Origin of the sequence: Aeromonas sp. s8 (assembly GCF_040907785.1) — a bacterium.
Classification (GTDB): Bacteria; Pseudomonadota; Gammaproteobacteria; order Enterobacterales; family Aeromonadaceae; genus Aeromonas; species Aeromonas veronii.
In genome coordinates, this window is the sequence record NZ_JBFOCL010000047.1 from 143427 (window position 1) to 160308 (window position 16882).

The 16882-nt window shown below is 58.0% G+C and carries 15 protein-coding genes, 3 tRNA genes and 1 pseudogene; 18 read left to right on the plus strand and 1 reads right to left on the minus strand.

Going from position 1 to position 16882, the window contains the following annotated elements; genetic code table 11:
* Window positions 1-14: 14 nt before the first annotated feature.
* From AB5Y86_RS16720 to AB5Y86_RS16775, 12 genes are all read left to right on the plus strand, one after another.
* The gene (locus AB5Y86_RS16720) at window positions 15-2216 is read left to right on the plus strand and encodes a DNA internalization-related competence protein ComEC/Rec2 (protein WP_368193487.1); all 2202 of its coding nucleotides are present in this window, start codon (window positions 15-17) and stop codon (window positions 2214-2216) included.
* 104 nt (window positions 2217-2320) lie between these two features.
* Complete coding sequence (gene msbA, locus AB5Y86_RS16725) at window positions 2321-4084, plus strand: lipid A ABC transporter ATP-binding protein/permease MsbA (protein WP_075115539.1); 1764 nt, start codon at window positions 2321-2323, stop codon at window positions 4082-4084.
* Window positions 4084-5085 (plus strand): tetraacyldisaccharide 4'-kinase, encoded by a 1002-nt coding sequence (gene lpxK / locus AB5Y86_RS16730; RefSeq protein WP_368193489.1) that lies wholly within the window; start codon window positions 4084-4086, stop codon window positions 5083-5085. Before msbA ends, lpxK begins: the two co-directional genes overlap by 1 nt.
* A gap of 120 nt (window positions 5086-5205) precedes the next feature.
* Entirely contained in the window at window positions 5206-5394 is a 189-nt protein-coding gene (locus tag AB5Y86_RS16735; RefSeq protein WP_005347033.1) for a Trm112 family protein, read from the plus strand.
* The gene (gene kdsB / locus AB5Y86_RS16740; RefSeq protein ID WP_021229372.1) at window positions 5391-6140 is read left to right on the plus strand and encodes a 3-deoxy-manno-octulosonate cytidylyltransferase; all 750 of its coding nucleotides are present in this window, start codon (window positions 5391-5393) and stop codon (window positions 6138-6140) included. The genes AB5Y86_RS16735 and kdsB overlap by 4 nt, the downstream gene beginning before the upstream one ends.
* A gap of 212 nt (window positions 6141-6352) precedes the next feature.
* On the plus strand, window positions 6353-6997 hold the full coding sequence (gene uvrY / locus AB5Y86_RS16745) for a UvrY/SirA/GacA family response regulator transcription factor (protein ID WP_005337448.1): 645 nt from the start codon (window positions 6353-6355) through the stop codon (window positions 6995-6997).
* Between the two features lie 127 nt (window positions 6998-7124).
* A complete protein-coding gene (gene uvrC, locus AB5Y86_RS16750) occupies window positions 7125-8978 on the plus strand; it encodes an excinuclease ABC subunit UvrC (protein ID WP_368193490.1) in 1854 nt (617 codons plus the stop codon).
* 199 nt (window positions 8979-9177) lie between these two features.
* Complete coding sequence (pgsA, locus tag AB5Y86_RS16755) at window positions 9178-9732, plus strand: CDP-diacylglycerol--glycerol-3-phosphate 3-phosphatidyltransferase (protein ID WP_031227442.1); 555 nt, start codon at window positions 9178-9180, stop codon at window positions 9730-9732.
* Between the two features lie 181 nt (window positions 9733-9913).
* A tRNA-Gly gene (locus tag AB5Y86_RS16760) sits at window positions 9914-9989 on the plus strand.
* Window positions 9990-10024: 35 nt separating this feature from the next.
* Window positions 10025-10098, plus strand: a tRNA-Cys gene (locus AB5Y86_RS16765).
* A gap of 41 nt (window positions 10099-10139) precedes the next feature.
* Window positions 10140-10226 (plus strand) — tRNA-Leu (locus AB5Y86_RS16770).
* Window positions 10227-10387: 161 nt separating this feature from the next.
* Window positions 10388-11701 carry an integrase arm-type DNA-binding domain-containing protein gene (locus tag AB5Y86_RS16775; protein ID WP_005350905.1) on the plus strand — a complete coding sequence of 438 codons (1314 nt, stop codon included), beginning with the start codon at window positions 10388-10390 and terminating at the stop codon, window positions 11699-11701.
* A gap of 64 nt (window positions 11702-11765) precedes the next feature.
* Here the strand turns inward: AB5Y86_RS16775 and AB5Y86_RS16780 are convergent.
* Window positions 11766-12171, minus strand: a pseudogene (locus tag AB5Y86_RS16780) (ATP-binding protein); the annotation flags it as partial.
* Between the two features lie 179 nt (window positions 12172-12350).
* Here AB5Y86_RS16780 and AB5Y86_RS16785 point away from each other — a divergent pair.
* From AB5Y86_RS16785 to rmuC, 6 genes are all read left to right on the plus strand, one after another.
* Complete coding sequence (locus tag AB5Y86_RS16785) at window positions 12351-12587, plus strand: AlpA family transcriptional regulator (protein WP_041980245.1); 237 nt, start codon at window positions 12351-12353, stop codon at window positions 12585-12587.
* 10 nt (window positions 12588-12597) lie between these two features.
* Window positions 12598-12930: a hypothetical protein gene (locus tag AB5Y86_RS16790; RefSeq protein ID WP_005350908.1), complete on the plus strand. Its 333-nt coding sequence runs from the start codon at window positions 12598-12600 to the stop codon at window positions 12928-12930.
* A complete protein-coding gene (locus tag AB5Y86_RS16795) occupies window positions 12927-13259 on the plus strand; it encodes a hypothetical protein (RefSeq protein ID WP_368193491.1) in 333 nt (110 codons plus the stop codon). Before AB5Y86_RS16790 ends, AB5Y86_RS16795 begins: the two co-directional genes overlap by 4 nt.
* Entirely contained in the window at window positions 13256-15169 is a 1914-nt protein-coding gene (locus AB5Y86_RS16800; RefSeq protein ID WP_368193492.1) for a DUF5906 domain-containing protein, read from the plus strand. Before AB5Y86_RS16795 ends, AB5Y86_RS16800 begins: the two co-directional genes overlap by 4 nt.
* Before the next feature lie 646 nt (window positions 15170-15815).
* Window positions 15816-16367 (plus strand): hypothetical protein, encoded by a 552-nt coding sequence (locus tag AB5Y86_RS16805; RefSeq protein ID WP_368193608.1) that lies wholly within the window; start codon window positions 15816-15818, stop codon window positions 16365-16367.
* Window positions 16368-16410: 43 nt separating this feature from the next.
* Window positions 16411-16785, plus strand: a complete 375-nt coding sequence (gene rmuC, locus AB5Y86_RS16810) for a DNA recombination protein RmuC (RefSeq protein WP_257687953.1) — start codon at window positions 16411-16413, stop codon at window positions 16783-16785.
* Window positions 16786-16882: the final 97 nt, after the last annotated feature.

Genomic DNA, 16882 nt, shown 5'->3' on the forward strand with positions numbered 1-16882 from the left:
TAAATACTTGCTCCATGGATCTGCGTCTGTTGTCGTTTGCCCTAGGGGCAAGCTCCTCACTGCTCTGGCCATGGTTACCTTCACTCGCATGGGGGGGCCTGTTGCTGTCCCTGCTGATCCCCCTTGCATGTTGCCGTGCCTGGCGGTGGCTGTTTCTCCTGCTCGGCATCCTCTGGATGCAGGCCAATCTTGCCTATCGGCTGGCCTGGCTGGAGCGGTTGGGCGATCAGACGAGCCACATGATAACCGCACAGTTGCAAAGTGCAGAGCCCGAGGGGGATAAATTTGTCCGGCTGCTGCTGCGGGTGAGCTCCCTCGACGAGCAACCGGTGACGCCTGAGCCCCTGATCAGGGTCAATGCCTATCAGGCATTACCAGCCATGACGGTAGGCAGCCGGATCACCCTGGTGACCTCGTTGAAACCGGCTCACGGTCTTGCCAACGAGGCGGGGCTGGATGGGCGGCGTCTGCTGCTGGGCAAGGGGATCACCGCCACCGGCAATCTGCGTCGGGTGATCGACATTCAACAGGCACCTGCGGGTTGGCGTGAACGTTGGTTGGGGGCCGCGACCGAGAGTTGGCGCCCACTTGATCATGCCCCCTTGCTGGCGGCGCTCACTTTTGGCGAGCAGAGCGGCATCACGGATGCCCAGTGGGAGCTGTTTCGCGGCAGCGGCCTGACCCATATCATCGCCATCTCAGGGCAACACATCGCGCTGGTGGCGGTGCTCGGGTGGTGGCTGGGCAGGCTGTTTGGTCTGCGCGGCGCCATCATCACCTCCCTGCTGTTTGCCGCCGTCTACAGCGCGTTGGCCGGATTTGCGGTGGCCACCGAGCGGGCCCTGATCATGGTGCTGGTGTGGAGTGTGCTGCGCTGGAGCCGGCGAGAGTGGCCGGCTTGGCGCATCTGGTTATGGGCCTTTGTGGTATTGACCCTCTGGGATCCCTTCGCCCTCTATTCGGCCGGCTTCTGGCTTTCGTTTCTGGCGGTGGCCATCCTGCTGCTGGTGGGATATGTCCACGACAAGCCGGGGCTCTGGCAGATCCAGCTCTGGCTGCTGCTCGGTCTGCTGCCGTTGCAACTGACGTTGTTCGAGGGGATAGCGCCCCTTGCCATGGTGATCAACCTGTTGGCGGTGCCGCTCTTTTGTATCGCCATCATCCCGCTGGCCCTGATCGGTGTGCTGCTGGCGCCGCTTTCCACCTCGCTTGCCTATGTCCTGTTCTGGCTGGCGGGTCTGGGGCTCGGGTGGGTGCTGACGCTCCTGAACTGGCTGGCCGATCAACTGCAACTGTGGTGGCCACTACCCGCCTGGTGGCTGCCACTCTGCACCCTGCTGTTGCTGCTCTGGTTCGCCGCACAGTGGCGCCCGGCACGCTGGCTCTGGTTACCGGGCGCCCTTGCGCTGGTGTTGGCGTGCTGGCAAACGCCTGCCCGCTGGCAACTGCGGGTGCTGGATGTGGGGCAGGGGCTGGCGGTGCTGATCAGCAAGGGGGAGCGCGCCATCCTCTATGACACTGGTGATCGCTATCCCGGAGGCTACAACATGGCGGATGCTGTGATCCTGCCCCAGCTGAGCCATCTGGGGATCCGGGTCATCGATCGCCTCATCATCAGCCACAAGGATCGGGACCATGCCGGCAATCGCAAGCGACTGCTCAGCGCCATGCCGGTGCGTCACGAGCTCTCCTCTTATCCCTTCAGTGAGGGAACGACGCTCTGCGAGCGTGGGCAACAGTGGCGCTGGCAGGGGCTCTCGTTTGCAGTGCTCTGGCCCGAGCGCCCCGGTGGCGGGCGCAATAACGATGGCTGCGTGGTGCGTATCAGCGATGGCGAGCTCAGTGTGCTGCTCAGTGCAGATATCGAGCGGCAAGCCGAGCAGCGGCTGGTGGCGCTGGAGGGAGAGGGGTTGGCCAGCACCTTGCTGGTGAGCCCCCATCATGGCAGTCGCACCTCCTCCACGCCCCCGTTTGTCGCGGCGGTGGCGGCAAAGGAGGTGATCCACAGCGCCGGTTTTATGAATCAGTGGGGCTTTCCCCGTCCCGATGTGGTGGCCCGCTATCGGGATGCCCGCCAGTGGATCACCGGTCAGCAAGGGGCGATGCTGGTCAAACCCACCGCAGCGGGCTTGAGCGTCACTGCCGAGCGAGATTCAGGCCCTTGGTACCTACGCAGTGGCGAGTGGTGGCGACCGCGAGTGTGGTTTGAGCAATAATTGGCCATTTCTGCCGTGTAGGAATGCGATATAGGTGGCGGCGCTTGGTGTAAGCCTGCGCTTTGGCTAGAATAGCCCGTCATTTCCATTACTAACGGCTATTCATGCAACAAGAAACCTCACAAGAGAGCTGGCCAGTATTCAAACGCCTGCTCGGTTATGTCCGTGATCGCAAGCTGGGCCTAGTCGGTGGCATCATCGGGATGCTGGGCTACGCCGCCGTGGATACCACCTTTGTCTACTCCATCAAGCCGCTGATCGATCAGGGCATCAATGGCAACGACAGCACCGTTTTGAAATGGATGCCCTTCTTCGTCCTCGGCATCGTGGCCCTGCGCGGTGTCGCCAACTTTCTCTCCAACTACTGCATGGCTTGGGTTGGCAACCACGTCGTGATGCGTCTGCAACAGCAGGTGTTCAATCACATGGTGGCGATGCCGATGAGCTTCTTCGATCGTCAGAATACCGGCCACCTGCTCTCCAAGGTGACCTATGACGCCAGTCAGGTCTCCTCGGCGGCGAGCACCACGCTAGTGACCCTGGTGCGGGAAGGGGCGACCGTGGTCGGTCTGCTCGGCCTGATGTTCTGGCACTCTTGGCAGCTGTCGGTGATTTTCCTGGTGGTTGGCCCGCTGGTGGGTGTCATCATCGGCCTTATCAGCCGCCGTTTCCGCCAGATCAGCCGTCACATTCAGCAGGCGGTAGGGGATATCACCACCTCCACCGAGCAGATGCTCAAAGGGCACAAAGAGGTGCTGATGTTTGGTGGCCAGAAGGTGGAAGAGAAGCGCTTCTTCCAGGTCAGCAACAACATGCGCCAGCAGACCATGAAGATGGTCGCGGCTGATGCCATCGGCAGCCCTGTGGTGCAGATGGTGGCCTCCATCGCGCTGGCTGCCTTCCTCTATGTAGCTACCATCGACAGTGTGCGCAGCGAGCTGACTGCCGGTACGTTTACCGTCATGATCACCTCCATGATGATGCTGCTCAAGCCGCTGAAAAGCCTGACCGACGTCAATAACCAGTTCCAGCGGGCCATCACTGCCTGCCACAGCCTGTTTGGTCTGCTCGACACCGAGCCGGAGCAGGATACCGGCACCCGCACTCTGGAGCGCGCCCGTGGCGAGATCGAGTTTCGCAACGTCACCTTCACCTACCCGACCAAGGACACCCCGGCGCTGCACAACGTCAGCTTCAAGGTGGAGGCGGGGAAATCGGTGGCGCTGGTGGGCCGTTCCGGCTCTGGCAAGAGTACCATTGCCAGCCTGCTGACCCGCTTCTACGACATCGATCAGGGCGAGATCCTGCTCGACGGCATCAACATCCGCGAATACAAGTTGAGCGAGCTGCGCAAGCAGTACGCGCTGGTCTCCCAGCATGTTCACCTGTTCAATGACTCGGTGGCCAACAACATCGCCTACGCCGCAGAAGACAAATACAGCCGCGACCAGATCGTGCAGGCCGCCCGTATCGCTCATGCCGACGAGTTCGTCAGCAAGATGAGCAACGGGTATGACACTGTGGTTGGCGAGAACGGTGCATCCCTTTCCGGCGGTCAGCGCCAGCGTGTTGCCATTGCGCGCGCCCTGCTGCGCGATGCGCCGGTTCTGCTGCTGGATGAGGCCACCTCGGCCCTCGATACCGAGTCCGAGCGCCACATTCAGGCGGCTATCGACGAGCTTTGCAAGGCGCGTACCTCGCTGGTGATCGCCCACCGTCTCTCCACCATCGAGAAGGCGGACGAGATCCTGGTGATCGACGAAGGTCATATCGTCGAGCGCGGTAACCACGAAGCATTGATGGAGCAGCGCGGCACCTATGCCCAGCTGCGCGCCATTCAGTTTGGCAACGCGGGAAGCAAGGCCTGATGCTGGAACGGCTCTGGTATCGCAAAAGTGGCTGGCGCTGGTTGCTGGCCCCCTTTGCCCTGCTGTTTGCCATCATCAGCGGCACCCGCCGCTACGCCTATCGTCACGGCTGGTGCAGGGGGTATCGCTCCTCCTTGCCGGTGATCGTGGTGGGCAATATTTCGGTGGGGGGCAACGGCAAGACGCCGGTGGTGGTCTGGCTGGTGGAGCAGTTGCAAGCCCGCGGCTATCGCCCAGGGGTGGTGAGCCGTGGTTATGGTGGCAAGGCGCCCCATTACCCCTATCGGCTGGATGAGACCAGCACTACGGCGCAGGCCGGAGATGAGCCGATGCTGATTGCCCGGCGCTGCGGCTGCCCGGTGGTGGTTGCCCCGAAACGGGCCGACGCGGTACGACTGCTGGAGCAGAGCGGTGAGGTGGATATCATCATCACCGACGATGGTCTGCAGCACTATGCGCTGGCCCGCGACATCGAGCTGGTGGTGGTGGACGGAGCGCGCCGTTTCGGCAACGCCTGCCTGCTGCCGATGGGGCCGCTGCGCGAGCCGGTCACTCGTCTCAAACGGGTGGACGCCATCATCTGCAACGGCGGCGAGCCGGGCAAGGGGGAGTACCCCATGCAACTGGTTGCCGACACCCCGCGCCGGGTGCGCGACGATGCCCCGCTGGCCGCCCCCTTGTCGGGGCCGGTCGATGCGCTGGCGGGGATTGGTCATCCGCCCCGCTTCTTTGCCACCCTAGAAGGGCTCGGCTATCAGCTGGATCAGCAGGCCGCCTACGGCGATCATCACCCCTTCGATCGGGATGAGCTGGTGGGGCGCTTTGCCAGCAAGCCGCTGCTGATGACCGAGAAGGATGCGGTCAAGTGCCGCCCGTTTGCCCTCGATAACTGGTGGTATCTGCCGGTCAGCGCCGAGTTGCCCGCCTCCTTGCTCGATACCTTGTTGCACAAGCTGAACACGAGTGGAAAGGCGCAAGGCATAACCAAGGCACAAGATTAATCTCTCTCGCCTCGGCGGGGGAGCAGGGGGGAATATGCCCCGCATGGAATAGCTGGTTGCTCGACATCCATCGCTGGCGTGATGAAGCCGCCAGCGCGACATCGTTGAAGGAGTATCGTTTTGGCTTTGGACATCAAGTTGCTCGACATCATCGCCTGCCCGGTCTGCAAGGGTAAGCTGCATTACAACAAAGCAGTTCATGAACTGGTCTGCCGCTTCGACAAGCTGGCCTATCCGCTGGAAGAGGGGATCCCGGTACTACTGGAGAACCGTGCCCGTCCGCTCAACAGCGATGAGCTGCCGTCATGAGTTTCGTCGTCGTCATTCCTGCCCGCTATGCGTCAACTCGTCTGCCGGGCAAGCCGCTGGCGGATATCCATGGTAAACCCATGGTGCAGCACGTGGTGGAGAAAGCTCTGCAATCAGGTGCCGATCGGGTGATCGTTGCCACCGATGACGAGCGGGTACAGCAGGCACTGCAGAGCACCGGCGTCGAGGTGTGCATGACCTCACCGGATCACCAGTCCGGCACCGAGCGTCTGGCCGAGGTGTGCCGTCACTACGGCTTTGCCGCCGATACCATCATCGTCAATGTGCAGGGGGATGAGCCGCTCATTCCGCCCGCCATCATTCGTCAGGTAGCGGATAATCTGGCCGCCGCCACGGCGCCGATGGCGACCTTGTCGGTGCCGATCAAGGATGCCGAAGAGGCGTTCAACCCGAACGCAGTGAAAGTGGTGACTGACAAAGATGGCTACGCCCTCTACTTCAGTCGCGCCAGCATTCCCTGGGATCGGGATCGCTTTGCCAACAGTCACGAGCAGATTGGTGACCACTACCAGCGTCATATCGGTATCTACGCCTATCGCGCCGGCTTTATCCAGCGTTACGTAGACTGGGCACCGAGCGTGCTGGAGCAGGTCGAGGCGCTGGAGCAGTTGCGGGTGCTCTGGTACGGGGAGAAGATCCACGTCGCCCAGGCCCTTGAAGCGCCGCCGGTCGGGGTGGATACCCAGGCAGATCTGGAGAAGGTGCGCGCCTTTTTGGCCAAGTGATGGCCACAGCACTAACGTCATGAAAAACGGTGTCGCAAGGCACCGTTTTTTGTTTTGAAAATTTATATAATTATTTGATTTTAAACGCTAAACATGGGTTTTCTCAAACTTTTGGCGTGCATGGTTTGCCAAAGCGACGAGTTTGGTTATGATGCAAGACGCCCTGTTAACCCTAACCGGGCGGCTAAAACGAGATAAAACGGGGTGTTTGGGTGATAAATGTATTCCTGGTCGATGATCATGAGCTGGTGCGTACAGGGATAAGACGCATTCTTGAAGATGTGCGCGGGATCAAGGTGGTGGGTGAGGCACAGAGCGGCGAGACAGCAGTCACTTTCTGTCGCCAACACCATCCGGACGTGATCCTGATGGACATGAACATGCCGGGTATTGGTGGTCTGGAAGCGACCCGCAAAATTCTGCGGATCCGCCCCGATGTGCGCATCATAGTGCTGACCATTCATTCAGAAAATCCGTTCCCCACCAAGGTGATGCAGGCCGGCGCCGCCGGTTACCTGACCAAGGGGGCTGCCCCCGACGAGATGATCCAGGCGATCCGGCTGGTGCACTCCGGTCAGCGCTACATCTCCCCGGAGATTGCCCAGCAGATGGCCCTCAGCCAGTTTGCCTCCGCTGACGAGAATCCCTTCAAGTCCCTTTCCGAGCGCGAGCTGCAGATCATGATGATGATCACCAAGGGGCAGAAGGTGACCGATATCTCCGAGCAGCTCAACCTGAGCCCGAAGACGGTCAACAGCTACCGCTATCGGCTGTTCAGCAAGCTGGGGATCAACGGTGACGTGGAACTGACCCATCTGGCCATTCGCTATGGCATGCTGGATGCCGATACCCTCTAATCTGGTGGCATGTGGTCTCAAAGGCGGCGAGTGCCGCCTTTTTGCTTTTTTGCCCCTTTGCTTTTCGGGCGGAGGGGGCAGTATGCTCTGCCCGTCAATTTTTGCCTTTGTGTGAGCCGAGTAGCTGATGACCTTCTCTCCCGAACCTCTCTTCGACAGCAAGGCGTTTCTGAGCGCCGTCACCCATCAGAGCGGCGTCTACCGCATGTATGACAGCGGTGGCACCGTGATCTACGTGGGCAAGGCCAAGGATCTGAAAAAGCGGCTCGCCTCCTACTTTCGCACCAACGTCGACAGCATCAAGACCCGCACCCTGGTGCGACAGATCGCCGATATCCAGGTCACCGTCACCCATACCGAGACCGAGGCGCTGATCCTCGAGCACAATCTCATCAAGCAGTACCAGCCCCGTTACAACGTGCTGCTGAGGGACGACAAATCCTACCCCTGGATCATCATCACCGCGCACCAGCATCCACGCATCGGCGTCCATCGCGGCGCCCGCAAGATCAAAGGAGAGTACTTCGGCCCGTACCCCTCTGGCGGCGCGGTGCGTGAGAGTTTGCATCTGATGCAGAAGATTTTTCCGGTACGCCAGTGCGAGGATGCGGTCTATGCCAACCGCACCCGTCCCTGTCTGCTCTATCAGCTCAAGCGTTGCGCTGGCCCTTGCGTACCCGGGTTGGTGAGCGAGGCCGAATATGCCCAGCAGGTGGAGCTTGCCAAACTGTTTCTGGCGGGCAAGAACCAGCAGGTGATTGGCGAGCTGGTGGGCAAGATGGAGTCCGCCAGCGGCGATCTGCGCTTTGAAGAGGCGGCCCGCTATCGTGATCAGATCCTGGCGCTGCGCCGGGTTACCGAACAGCAGTCGGTGAGCGGCAACGTGCTGGACGAGCTGGATGTGGTGGGGGTCGCCTTCGAGCAAGGCGCAGCCTGCATCCACGTGCTCTTTATCCGTCAGGGCAAGGTGCTCGGATCGCGCAGCTACTTCCCGAAAGTGCCTGCTGACACCCCGCTCGATGAGGTGGTGCAATCCTTCTTGCTGCAGTTCTATCTGTCGGGGCAGGGGGGGCGGCAGATCCCGAGCGAGGTGCTGCTCGATGTGGCCCTTGAGGACGAGAGCGTCATCGCCGAGACTCTGAGCCAGACCGCAGGCTACAAGGTGCGGGTGGTGAGCCGTACCCGCGCCGAACGGGCCCGCTTTATCAAGCTCGCCTCCATCAACGCAGAGACGGCACTGCGATCACGGCTGGCTCACAAGAGCACCATGACTGCTCGCTACGACCAGCTGGAAGAGCTGCTGGAGCTGGAGCGTCCCATTGCCCGCATGGAGTGTTTCGATATCTCCCACACCATGGGGGAGCGCACGGTGGCCTCTTGCGTGGTGTTCAACCGGGAGGGGCCGCTCTCATCGGAATATCGTCGTTTCAACATCGACGGCATCACCGGCGGTGATGACTACGCGGCGATGGAGCAGGCGCTGGAGCGCCGCTTTGGCAAGCAGCAGGAGCCGGACAAGGTGCCTGATGTACTGTTTATTGACGGCGGCCTCGGCCAGTTGCGCCGCGCCGAAGAGATCCTGGCCCGTCAGCTGGAGTTTCTCGGCGGCAAATATCCCCTGCTGGTGGGGATTGCCAAGGGGGTCACCCGCAAGGCGGGGTTGGAAACTCTCATCATGGGGGAGAGTCACGAAGAGTTGCATTTGCCGGCAGATATGCCCGCTTTGCACCTTATTCAGCATATTCGCGATGAATCCCACCGTTTTGCCATTACCGGCCACCGGGCCAGACGGGCCAAGGCCCGCACCAGCAGCAGTCTGGAGGATATTCCGGGGGTGGGGCCAAAGCGACGGCAGGCGCTGCTCAAATATCTGGGCGGTCTGCAGGAGGTCAAAAAGGCGAGCGTGGATGAACTGGCCAAGGTACCCGGCATCAGTCAGGAGCTGGCCCAGACCATCCACGATGGCTTGCACAGCGCCTGAGCAGGGTTAGCAGCATGGTAAAATCGCTAACTCCTTGATGCACAAGAGCCGTGACGCGGGGGGGCCGTAAATGCCATAATGGCCCTCGCATTTTGAGAAGATTGATGGATTAAAAAGACCAAGACGGGCGCCAGTGCGGTTGCATCGCAAATCGGCTTTGGCGCACTATGTAGCGACGTACAAGAAGTGGCTGAAAATAATGACAAACATACCTAACCTGTTGACGTTTTTCCGGATTTTGCTCATTCCCGTCTTCGTCATCCTGTTCTATCTGCCTTATCAATGGTCCTATCTGGCTGCCGCCATCATCTTTATTCTGGCCGCTGCCACCGACTGGTTTGATGGCTATCTGGCTCGCAAGCTCAATCAGTCCACCGCCTTTGGCGCCTTCCTTGACCCGGTTGCCGACAAGATCATGGTTGCCGCCGCACTGGTGGTTATCGTCGAACACTACAACACCATCTGGGTGACCATCCCCGCCATGACCATGATTGGCCGCGAGATCATCATCTCCGCCCTGCGCGAATGGATGGCCGAGCTCGGCAAACGCTCCTCGGTGGCGGTCAGCTGGATTGGCAAGTGGAAGACCATGATCCAGATGGTGTCGCTCACCGGTCTTATCTGGCAATACAACGTCTGGATGGTGTGGCTCGCCTATGTGATGCTCTATGTCGCCACCGTGCTCACCTTCTGGTCGATGTTCCAGTACATGAAGGCCGCCTGGGGCGATTTGACCCACCACGCCAACCTGTGAGTCACTTGCGCCGCAAGGTGAGGTTTCCGCTGATTTGAGGCAGGAAACGGCCAAAGGCGCTAAAACTGTTCAAAAAGGGCAAAAAATGCCCGAACGATCAGGTAATTAAATATTTCTGGTTGACTGGGCGAGGAACATCGCTAGAATGCGTCCTCGTAGTCAGGCAGTCAGCCAGATCAATGCGGGAATAGCTCAGTTGGTAGAGCACGACCTTGCCAAGGTCGGGGTCGCGAGTTCGAGTCTCGTTTCCCGCTCCAAATTCAGACAATAGAGAGCCAACTCTCTTTTGCATGGCGCGTTAGCAAAGCGGTTATGCAGCGGATTGCAAATCCGTTTAGTCCGGTTCGACTCCGGAACGTGCCTCCATATTGACAAGCCCGCCACGCGAGCTTGATACCGATTGCGGTGCCCGAGTGGTGAAATCGGTAGACACAAGGGATTTAAAATCCCTCGACGTTCGCGTCGTGCCGGTTCGATTCCGGCCTCGGGCACCATTAATACTTCCAAAGTATTCCGAAAAAGTTCAAAAAACCCAGTGAATTCAACGTCTCTGGGTTTTTTTACGTCCAGAACATTCCGAGTCATTCCTAACACATCCGCTATAAATTGGTATACGCTTAGGTATACATCGATTCGATAAAGGAGTCGTATACCAATGCCGCGAACCACCAGACCCTTGTCTGATACCGAGTGTCGCAATGCCCGCCCGCGAGAAAAAGACTATTCCCTGTTCGATGGGAATGGCTTGCACTTATTGGTCAAAAAGAACGGTACCCGTTCGTGGCGCTTCAAGTTCACTAAGCCTGATGGTAAGGCCGGGCTGATGGCGTTTGGTGATTACCCCATCCTGTCGTTGACGGAGGCCCGTGCCAAACACGCTGCCGCACGAAATTTGTTGGCCAAGGGTATTGACCCTGTCGTCCATAAGCAGCAGGTGCGTAACGACATTACCCGCAAACAAGTGAATAGTTTTGAGGCTGTTGCCCGTGAATGGCATGCAAATAATGCTGGCAAGTGGTCCTCCGATCACGCTTCACGCATCTTGACCCGGCTTGAAAAAGACGTGTTTCCATTGATTGGCCATTGCCCCGTTGCCGAACTCAAGACTCGTGACCTGCTTGTTCCACTGCGTAAGATAGAGCAGCGAAATGCGCTTGATTTGGCAGGACGAGTGCGGCAACACATCAATGGCATAATGAGTTATGCAATGCGAACTGATTTGATTGAGGCCAATCCTGCCGCTGATTTGACGGGGGCGTTGTCGGTTCGCAAAGTCCAGCATCATCCCGCGCTGCCGCTGCAGGATATTCCCGAGCTGGTGCGTCGTCTCGATAGTTATTCGGGACGTCTGCTGACCAAGATGGCGGTGAAATTCACCTTGTTAACCTTTGTCCGTTCGAGTGAATTGCGCTTCATGCGCTGGGATGAGCTCGATATCGAGCGAGCAATCTGGACGATCCCGGCGTCCCGCGATCCCATTGAAGGGGTTAAACATTCACATCGTGGTGCCAAGATGCGAGAACCGCACTTTGTGCCGTTGTCACGCCAGGCACTGGCCATCATTGAGGCGATCCGCCCTTTGACCGGGCGTTTTGATCTGGTATTTGCCGGTGACCATGATGTATCAAAACCCATGAGTGAAAACACCGTGAATAGTGCCTTGCGCCGCCTGGGTTATGACACCAAGGTGGAGGTATGCGGTCATGGCTTCCGGGCGATGGCCTGCAGCGCGTTGCTTGAATCAGGCCAATGGAGTGCGGATGCCATTGAACGGCAGATGAGCCATAAGGAGCGTAACGGTGTGCGGGCGGCTTACATTCATCGGGCCGAATTTATCACCCAGCGGCAACAGATGGTGCAATGGTGGGCTGACTGGCTGGACTGTTGCAAGCATCACTATGTGCCACCCCATGAATTTACCGGGTTGGAGAGCAATGTAATTCACTTGCCAAACAGTCTGTCTGTATAGACGGATCGGGTTGTCAATCAGCATCGAAAAATGACCAGGGATCAGCGTCCAACATTGACCAGGGTTAGCTGGCTGATTTCATCCTCTGTTTGAAGCGATAGGCGTCGTTGCCTGTCTCGATAAACTCACATGATCCTATCTAGCATCACCGTTGTCATCTTCTCCACTTGCTGAAGGCCAGGTTGGAGGTCAGGAGCGGGCTGGTGCGCTTGCGCAGCTTGCTGATCAGGTGAAACAGCAGAGCGCCTCCGCTTTCGGCAAACGGCAGATAGCTCAGTTTGCCCAGAATCACTGCATCGACATTGACCAACCGAATGGCAAGCAGCCCGGCTTTGCCTGCCACCTTTTCCTGCTCCAGTTCGCTGACCAGTACACCACTGTATAGAAACGCACTCGCTTGACCCGGCCCTCAGCATTGCATCCCAAGGCGATGCCAGGTGGGTTTGACCCGTCCCGGTTCCGCCGTTCAACAGCAGATTTCGTTGCTGTTCCAGGAAGTCATCCACACCTACTCGCCATTTAATTTCCCTTGTCAAGTGCGTCTCTGACGGGGTTTCCCCCTGTAGGGTTAGGAATTGGTGACGAAATGATAAAAATAAGGAGCCATGCTGGTGCATTTCGTTCCAGTACATGACAGGGAATGACTAACATGGCTAAAGAAAGCAAACCCACTCTGACCATTATTCGCCGTAATGAGGTTGAAGCCCGCACCGGGCTGTCCCGCTCTACCATCTACGCCAAAATGCGTCCCAATCCGAAGTACCCCAATGTTTATGACCCGACCTTTCCCAAACCGGTGTCCATCGGCGCAAAAGCCGTTGGTTGGATTGAAGAGGAGTTGGAAGCATGGCTCATCGCCCAGATCCAGAAGAGCCGTGAGGCGTAAGGAGGCGAGGATGACAGTCACCAATTACGCAAAAAAGAGCCGCCATGGTACGGCGGCCTCTTCGGTTAGCATGTTTGATATTGGCCAGATAATTAAACCTAGCGCTGAGAGCGTAGCACCTGCGCGCTCGCTGGCAAGCAAAAGCCTGTGCCGCGCAAAGTCGGGGATAATTAGCAGGGATGTTATTTGTGGCCAGTTCGCCCTGTATGGTGCTTCCCCTAGCACCAACAGCGCGCGCATCGAGGAAATGCACCGCCTTCAGGAAGCCTATGAGAACGATGACGGCGTGTCACTGTTCGATCACAAGCGTGCCATGCTGCGCGTGGTAGGGGGTACGGTATGAACGCAACCCTGCAAGCCAAGGCTGCAAATATCGAGGCCAACGGTCACGCTGTCATTCCGTATCAGGACAACGGCAACCCGAAACCCTATGGCAATGAGCAGCGCTACCCGTCCTCCATGGTGCGTGAGGATGACACCCTGTTTGGTGTTCGCTTGGATGAAATGGTCCTGCTGGACCTGGACGGTAACAAGGTACCCGAGGCGCCGCACCCCAGGGATCTGCTGGCGATGCTCGGATTGCCCAATCAGACGCTCCCGATCCAGTACCGGATGCTCACCGACACCCTGCCTGACGGTTCGTATCACTGGCTGTTCCGCTTGCCAGCTTGAAGCAGAGCGTCAACAACGCGAATGGACTGGCCGGCGTAGATGTAAAGACCGGCAATCAGCTGATCTACATCAAAGCCGGTAAGGTGCTGCGCGGCGATACCATCCCCCAACTGGCCGCTCTGCCGGAGGCTCCTGCCATCTTGTTGGGGTGGATCACCAAGCCCAAACATGAGCCAAAGGTGATTGCCCCCATGGTCAGCTCCGCAGAGACCAGCCGCTATGGAGAGAGAGCGTTGACGAGTGCCTGTGAGGCGATTGTCAGCGCGCCGATGGGGAGCCGGAACGAGACGCTCAACCGGGAGGCGCTGGGGGTGGCGCAACTGGTCGCTGGTGGAGAGATCTGCCACGCCGACGCTGAGCGTCAGTTGTTTGCTGCTGGCATGGCGTCTGGCCAATCGGTACAGGAGGTCAAGGCGACTATTGCCAGTGCGCACCAGAAGGGGATACAGGAGCCACGCCAAGCCCCGCCTAAAAGTAAGCTGTTGGCCGATAAGAAGGGCAGCCAAAAAACAGGTTCTCTGCTGGCGGCTAATGTTGTTTCTCTGCGCCCTGAGCAGGACGACGCGGCGCTGATGCTGGATCAGATGAGTGCCTGCCAGCGCGGGGAGGCACTGGTTTCTAGTCTGGGAACCCTGGCCATCAATGTCGACACGAGCCAGGTGTACCGTTACACCGGCAGCCTGTGGGAGTCGATGCCGGATGCGGTGCTTGCGCGCTGTATGACGGCAATGTTTAAGCAGCAAGGCGCCAAACACAGTGCCCGGATAATCAACACTGCTGTGGATACCATGAAACTGGGCCTTGATGAGATACCGCGTCCGGCGCTCAACCTGATTGGTTTTGCCAATGGGGTCTATGACTTAGTGCTCCGCGCGTTTCGCCCGCATTCCCTCGTCGATGGTTTGCTGACTCACAACGGGATCGAGTACAGCGAGCCGCTGGTGGGGGAAACCCTGGCGCATTGTGCCCCCCACTTCATGAAGTGGCTGAGCTACGCAACCGACAATGATGCGGCCAAGATGGATCGCATTAACGCGGCGCTGTTCATGGTGCTGGCGAATCGCTACGACTGGCAGTTGTTCCTGGAGGTGACGGGGGAAGGCGGCAGTGGCAAATCGGTCATGGCAGGTCTGTGCGAGCTGCTGGTTGGCCAAGAAAACGTGGGCAGTAGCTCGATGAAACTGCTCGAGAGCAACTTTGGTCTGGAGAATGTCTGGGACAAACGCCTGATCTTGTTGCCGGACCAACCTTCGTATGTTGGCGATGGCCACGTGCTCAAGGCGATCACTGGTGGCGATAAAGTATCGGTCAACCCTAAAGGTAAGGCGATTTTCAGCACTCGGATCCCAGCTGTGTTGCTGGCCACCAACAACGTGCCGATGGTGTTTAACGAGCGCAACGGGGGGATCGCTCGTCGCCGGGTGATCTTCCACTTCGGACGAGTGGTGGCATCGGCTGATCGGGATGGGGCCCTTGGCGACAAGATTGCCGCTGAGTTACCGGTGATCATTCGCCATCTGCTGACCCGGTTTGCCAACCCTGACCAGGCCAAGCGTCTGCTGGAGGAGCAACGGGATGGTGCTGATGCGCTGGCGGTGAAACGCGAGGCTGACCACGTACTCGACTTTTGCGCCACCTTGGCGTTTCTGACTGAGCCGAAGGGGCTCTGTATGGGGGGAAATGTCGCTTTGATGAAGGAGCCGAGAAAATTCCTTTATCACCTCTACCTGGCTTACCTGGAGTACCAGGGCTTGAACCGCCCACTTTCGCTTAATTCATTCAGCAAAGCCGTCAAACAGGCTGCAAAGGAGCTGGGCGCAGAGTACAAGACGCGCAAGACCAATGGTCAAACTCAAACCAATGTTGCGCTCACCGAGCTGGCAGAGGAGTACCTTCCGCGAGCCCTGTAGGCCGATATGATTTAATGAGGCCGAACGGCGGTGACAGCAAGGCCCCCTTTGGGGCCTTTTTTTTCTAACATGAGGGGAGGGGGAAATACCATATTTCATGGTCACTGTTTGTCACTGGGTCACTGCCCTGATGCTTCTTGGTGGATGACAGATGGGAGATGACGTAATGAGTGGATCAGTGAAAGCAGTGCTCAAAAGAGTGATGTGAGTGACTCCCAGAGACCATGAAAAATCAAGGTCACTTGCTGCTAGCCCAATGATGGCGGGATGTTTATCAAAACAGTGACCAAGTGACTATCACAGACAACTTCTTGCCACACACAGCTGCGTTTGCACTGACGGGACTCCCCCTGTAGGGCTGGATACCTACCTGCCTCCTCGTAAATACTGGTCGCCTATGATCTATTCCCCTATGCATTCAACAGATTCCCCAGACTGGCACGGTATCGAACTCGCGTACTGTGCTGGCCGCCAGAGTGTGCGCCAGATAGCGCTAGATCACGGCATTTCACATACCGCCATTAACAAGCGGGCCAAGACGCACAAATGGTCAAGAGTCACAACACCCGTTAACGCTACCTCATCTTCAGGTATACCTCAGGCACCGATCAGTGGCGCTGAACATGTGAATGCCACAACTGAAGTTATGAGCCCAGTTGTCACTCCTCAGGTTTCCACTGTGGAAACCAATACGTCGAATCCCAAGACGGTAACAAGAGGCCGTCGGAGCGCATACACAAGCGAGTTGGGGGAGGGCATATGTAGCGCCATTGCTGATGGGGTGAGTCTACGCGCAGTGTTGGCTCGTCCGGGTATGCCGTCCAAATCCATGGTGATGCGCTGGTTGGCTGATGAACGCTACGTAGAATTTAGGGACCAGTACGCGTGCGCACGCGAGGATCTGGCCGACAAACTGGCCGACGAGATCCTCCAGATTGCCGATGACGGCAGCAATGACACCTTCCTCGACGCCAACGGGAACGTGAAAGTTAACCATGATGTGATTGCTCGTGCCCGCCTGCAGATCGATGCTCGTAAATGGCTGGCCGCAAAGCTGGCTCCCAAGAAGTATGGCGATAGGGGGCGGCGAGAAAATTCGGGCGTAAACCACGGGAGCATGCAGGTGAAGTCGACAGTAACGTTTGTGAATCCATCCAACTGGGACGAAGGAGGTCGAGGTTTACAGGGAACTGTTTGAGTATTGGTACAACAAGGGCATCGTACTGGTCTCGCATACAACCTTGATCCGTATTCTGCGTACGGTATCTAATCTGTGGATGATCGAACGCAGCAATACTGAGGCCCGCGAGGTCAGTGAAAAAGCCAGCGATATCTACAACCAGATCTGCCTTGTGGCTGAGCGTTTAAGTATTTTGGGCTGCACGCCGAACACGGCCAGCGATCACTACAACAACACGATTAAGGCGCTGGTGGGTAAACAGGGGCTCTATGGCAAAGTGGATCGATTCAACAAACTCTCGGCAAAGGCCAGCAAGATGCTGCCGCAACTGGAGGCCATGCATATGGACTTTGAACAGGATCGGCTGTCATTGATTGTCGAGGTACTGGATGAGCCCGATACACTCGCTATAGAGGAAACAGTGCCGACGGCATAGCCTTTTAACGGAGCATAACCACGGAGACAATCAAGGCAGCCACGGAGCCTTGATTGTGATAGTGCTCAGTTTATCAAGGTCTCGTATATGTGAGACT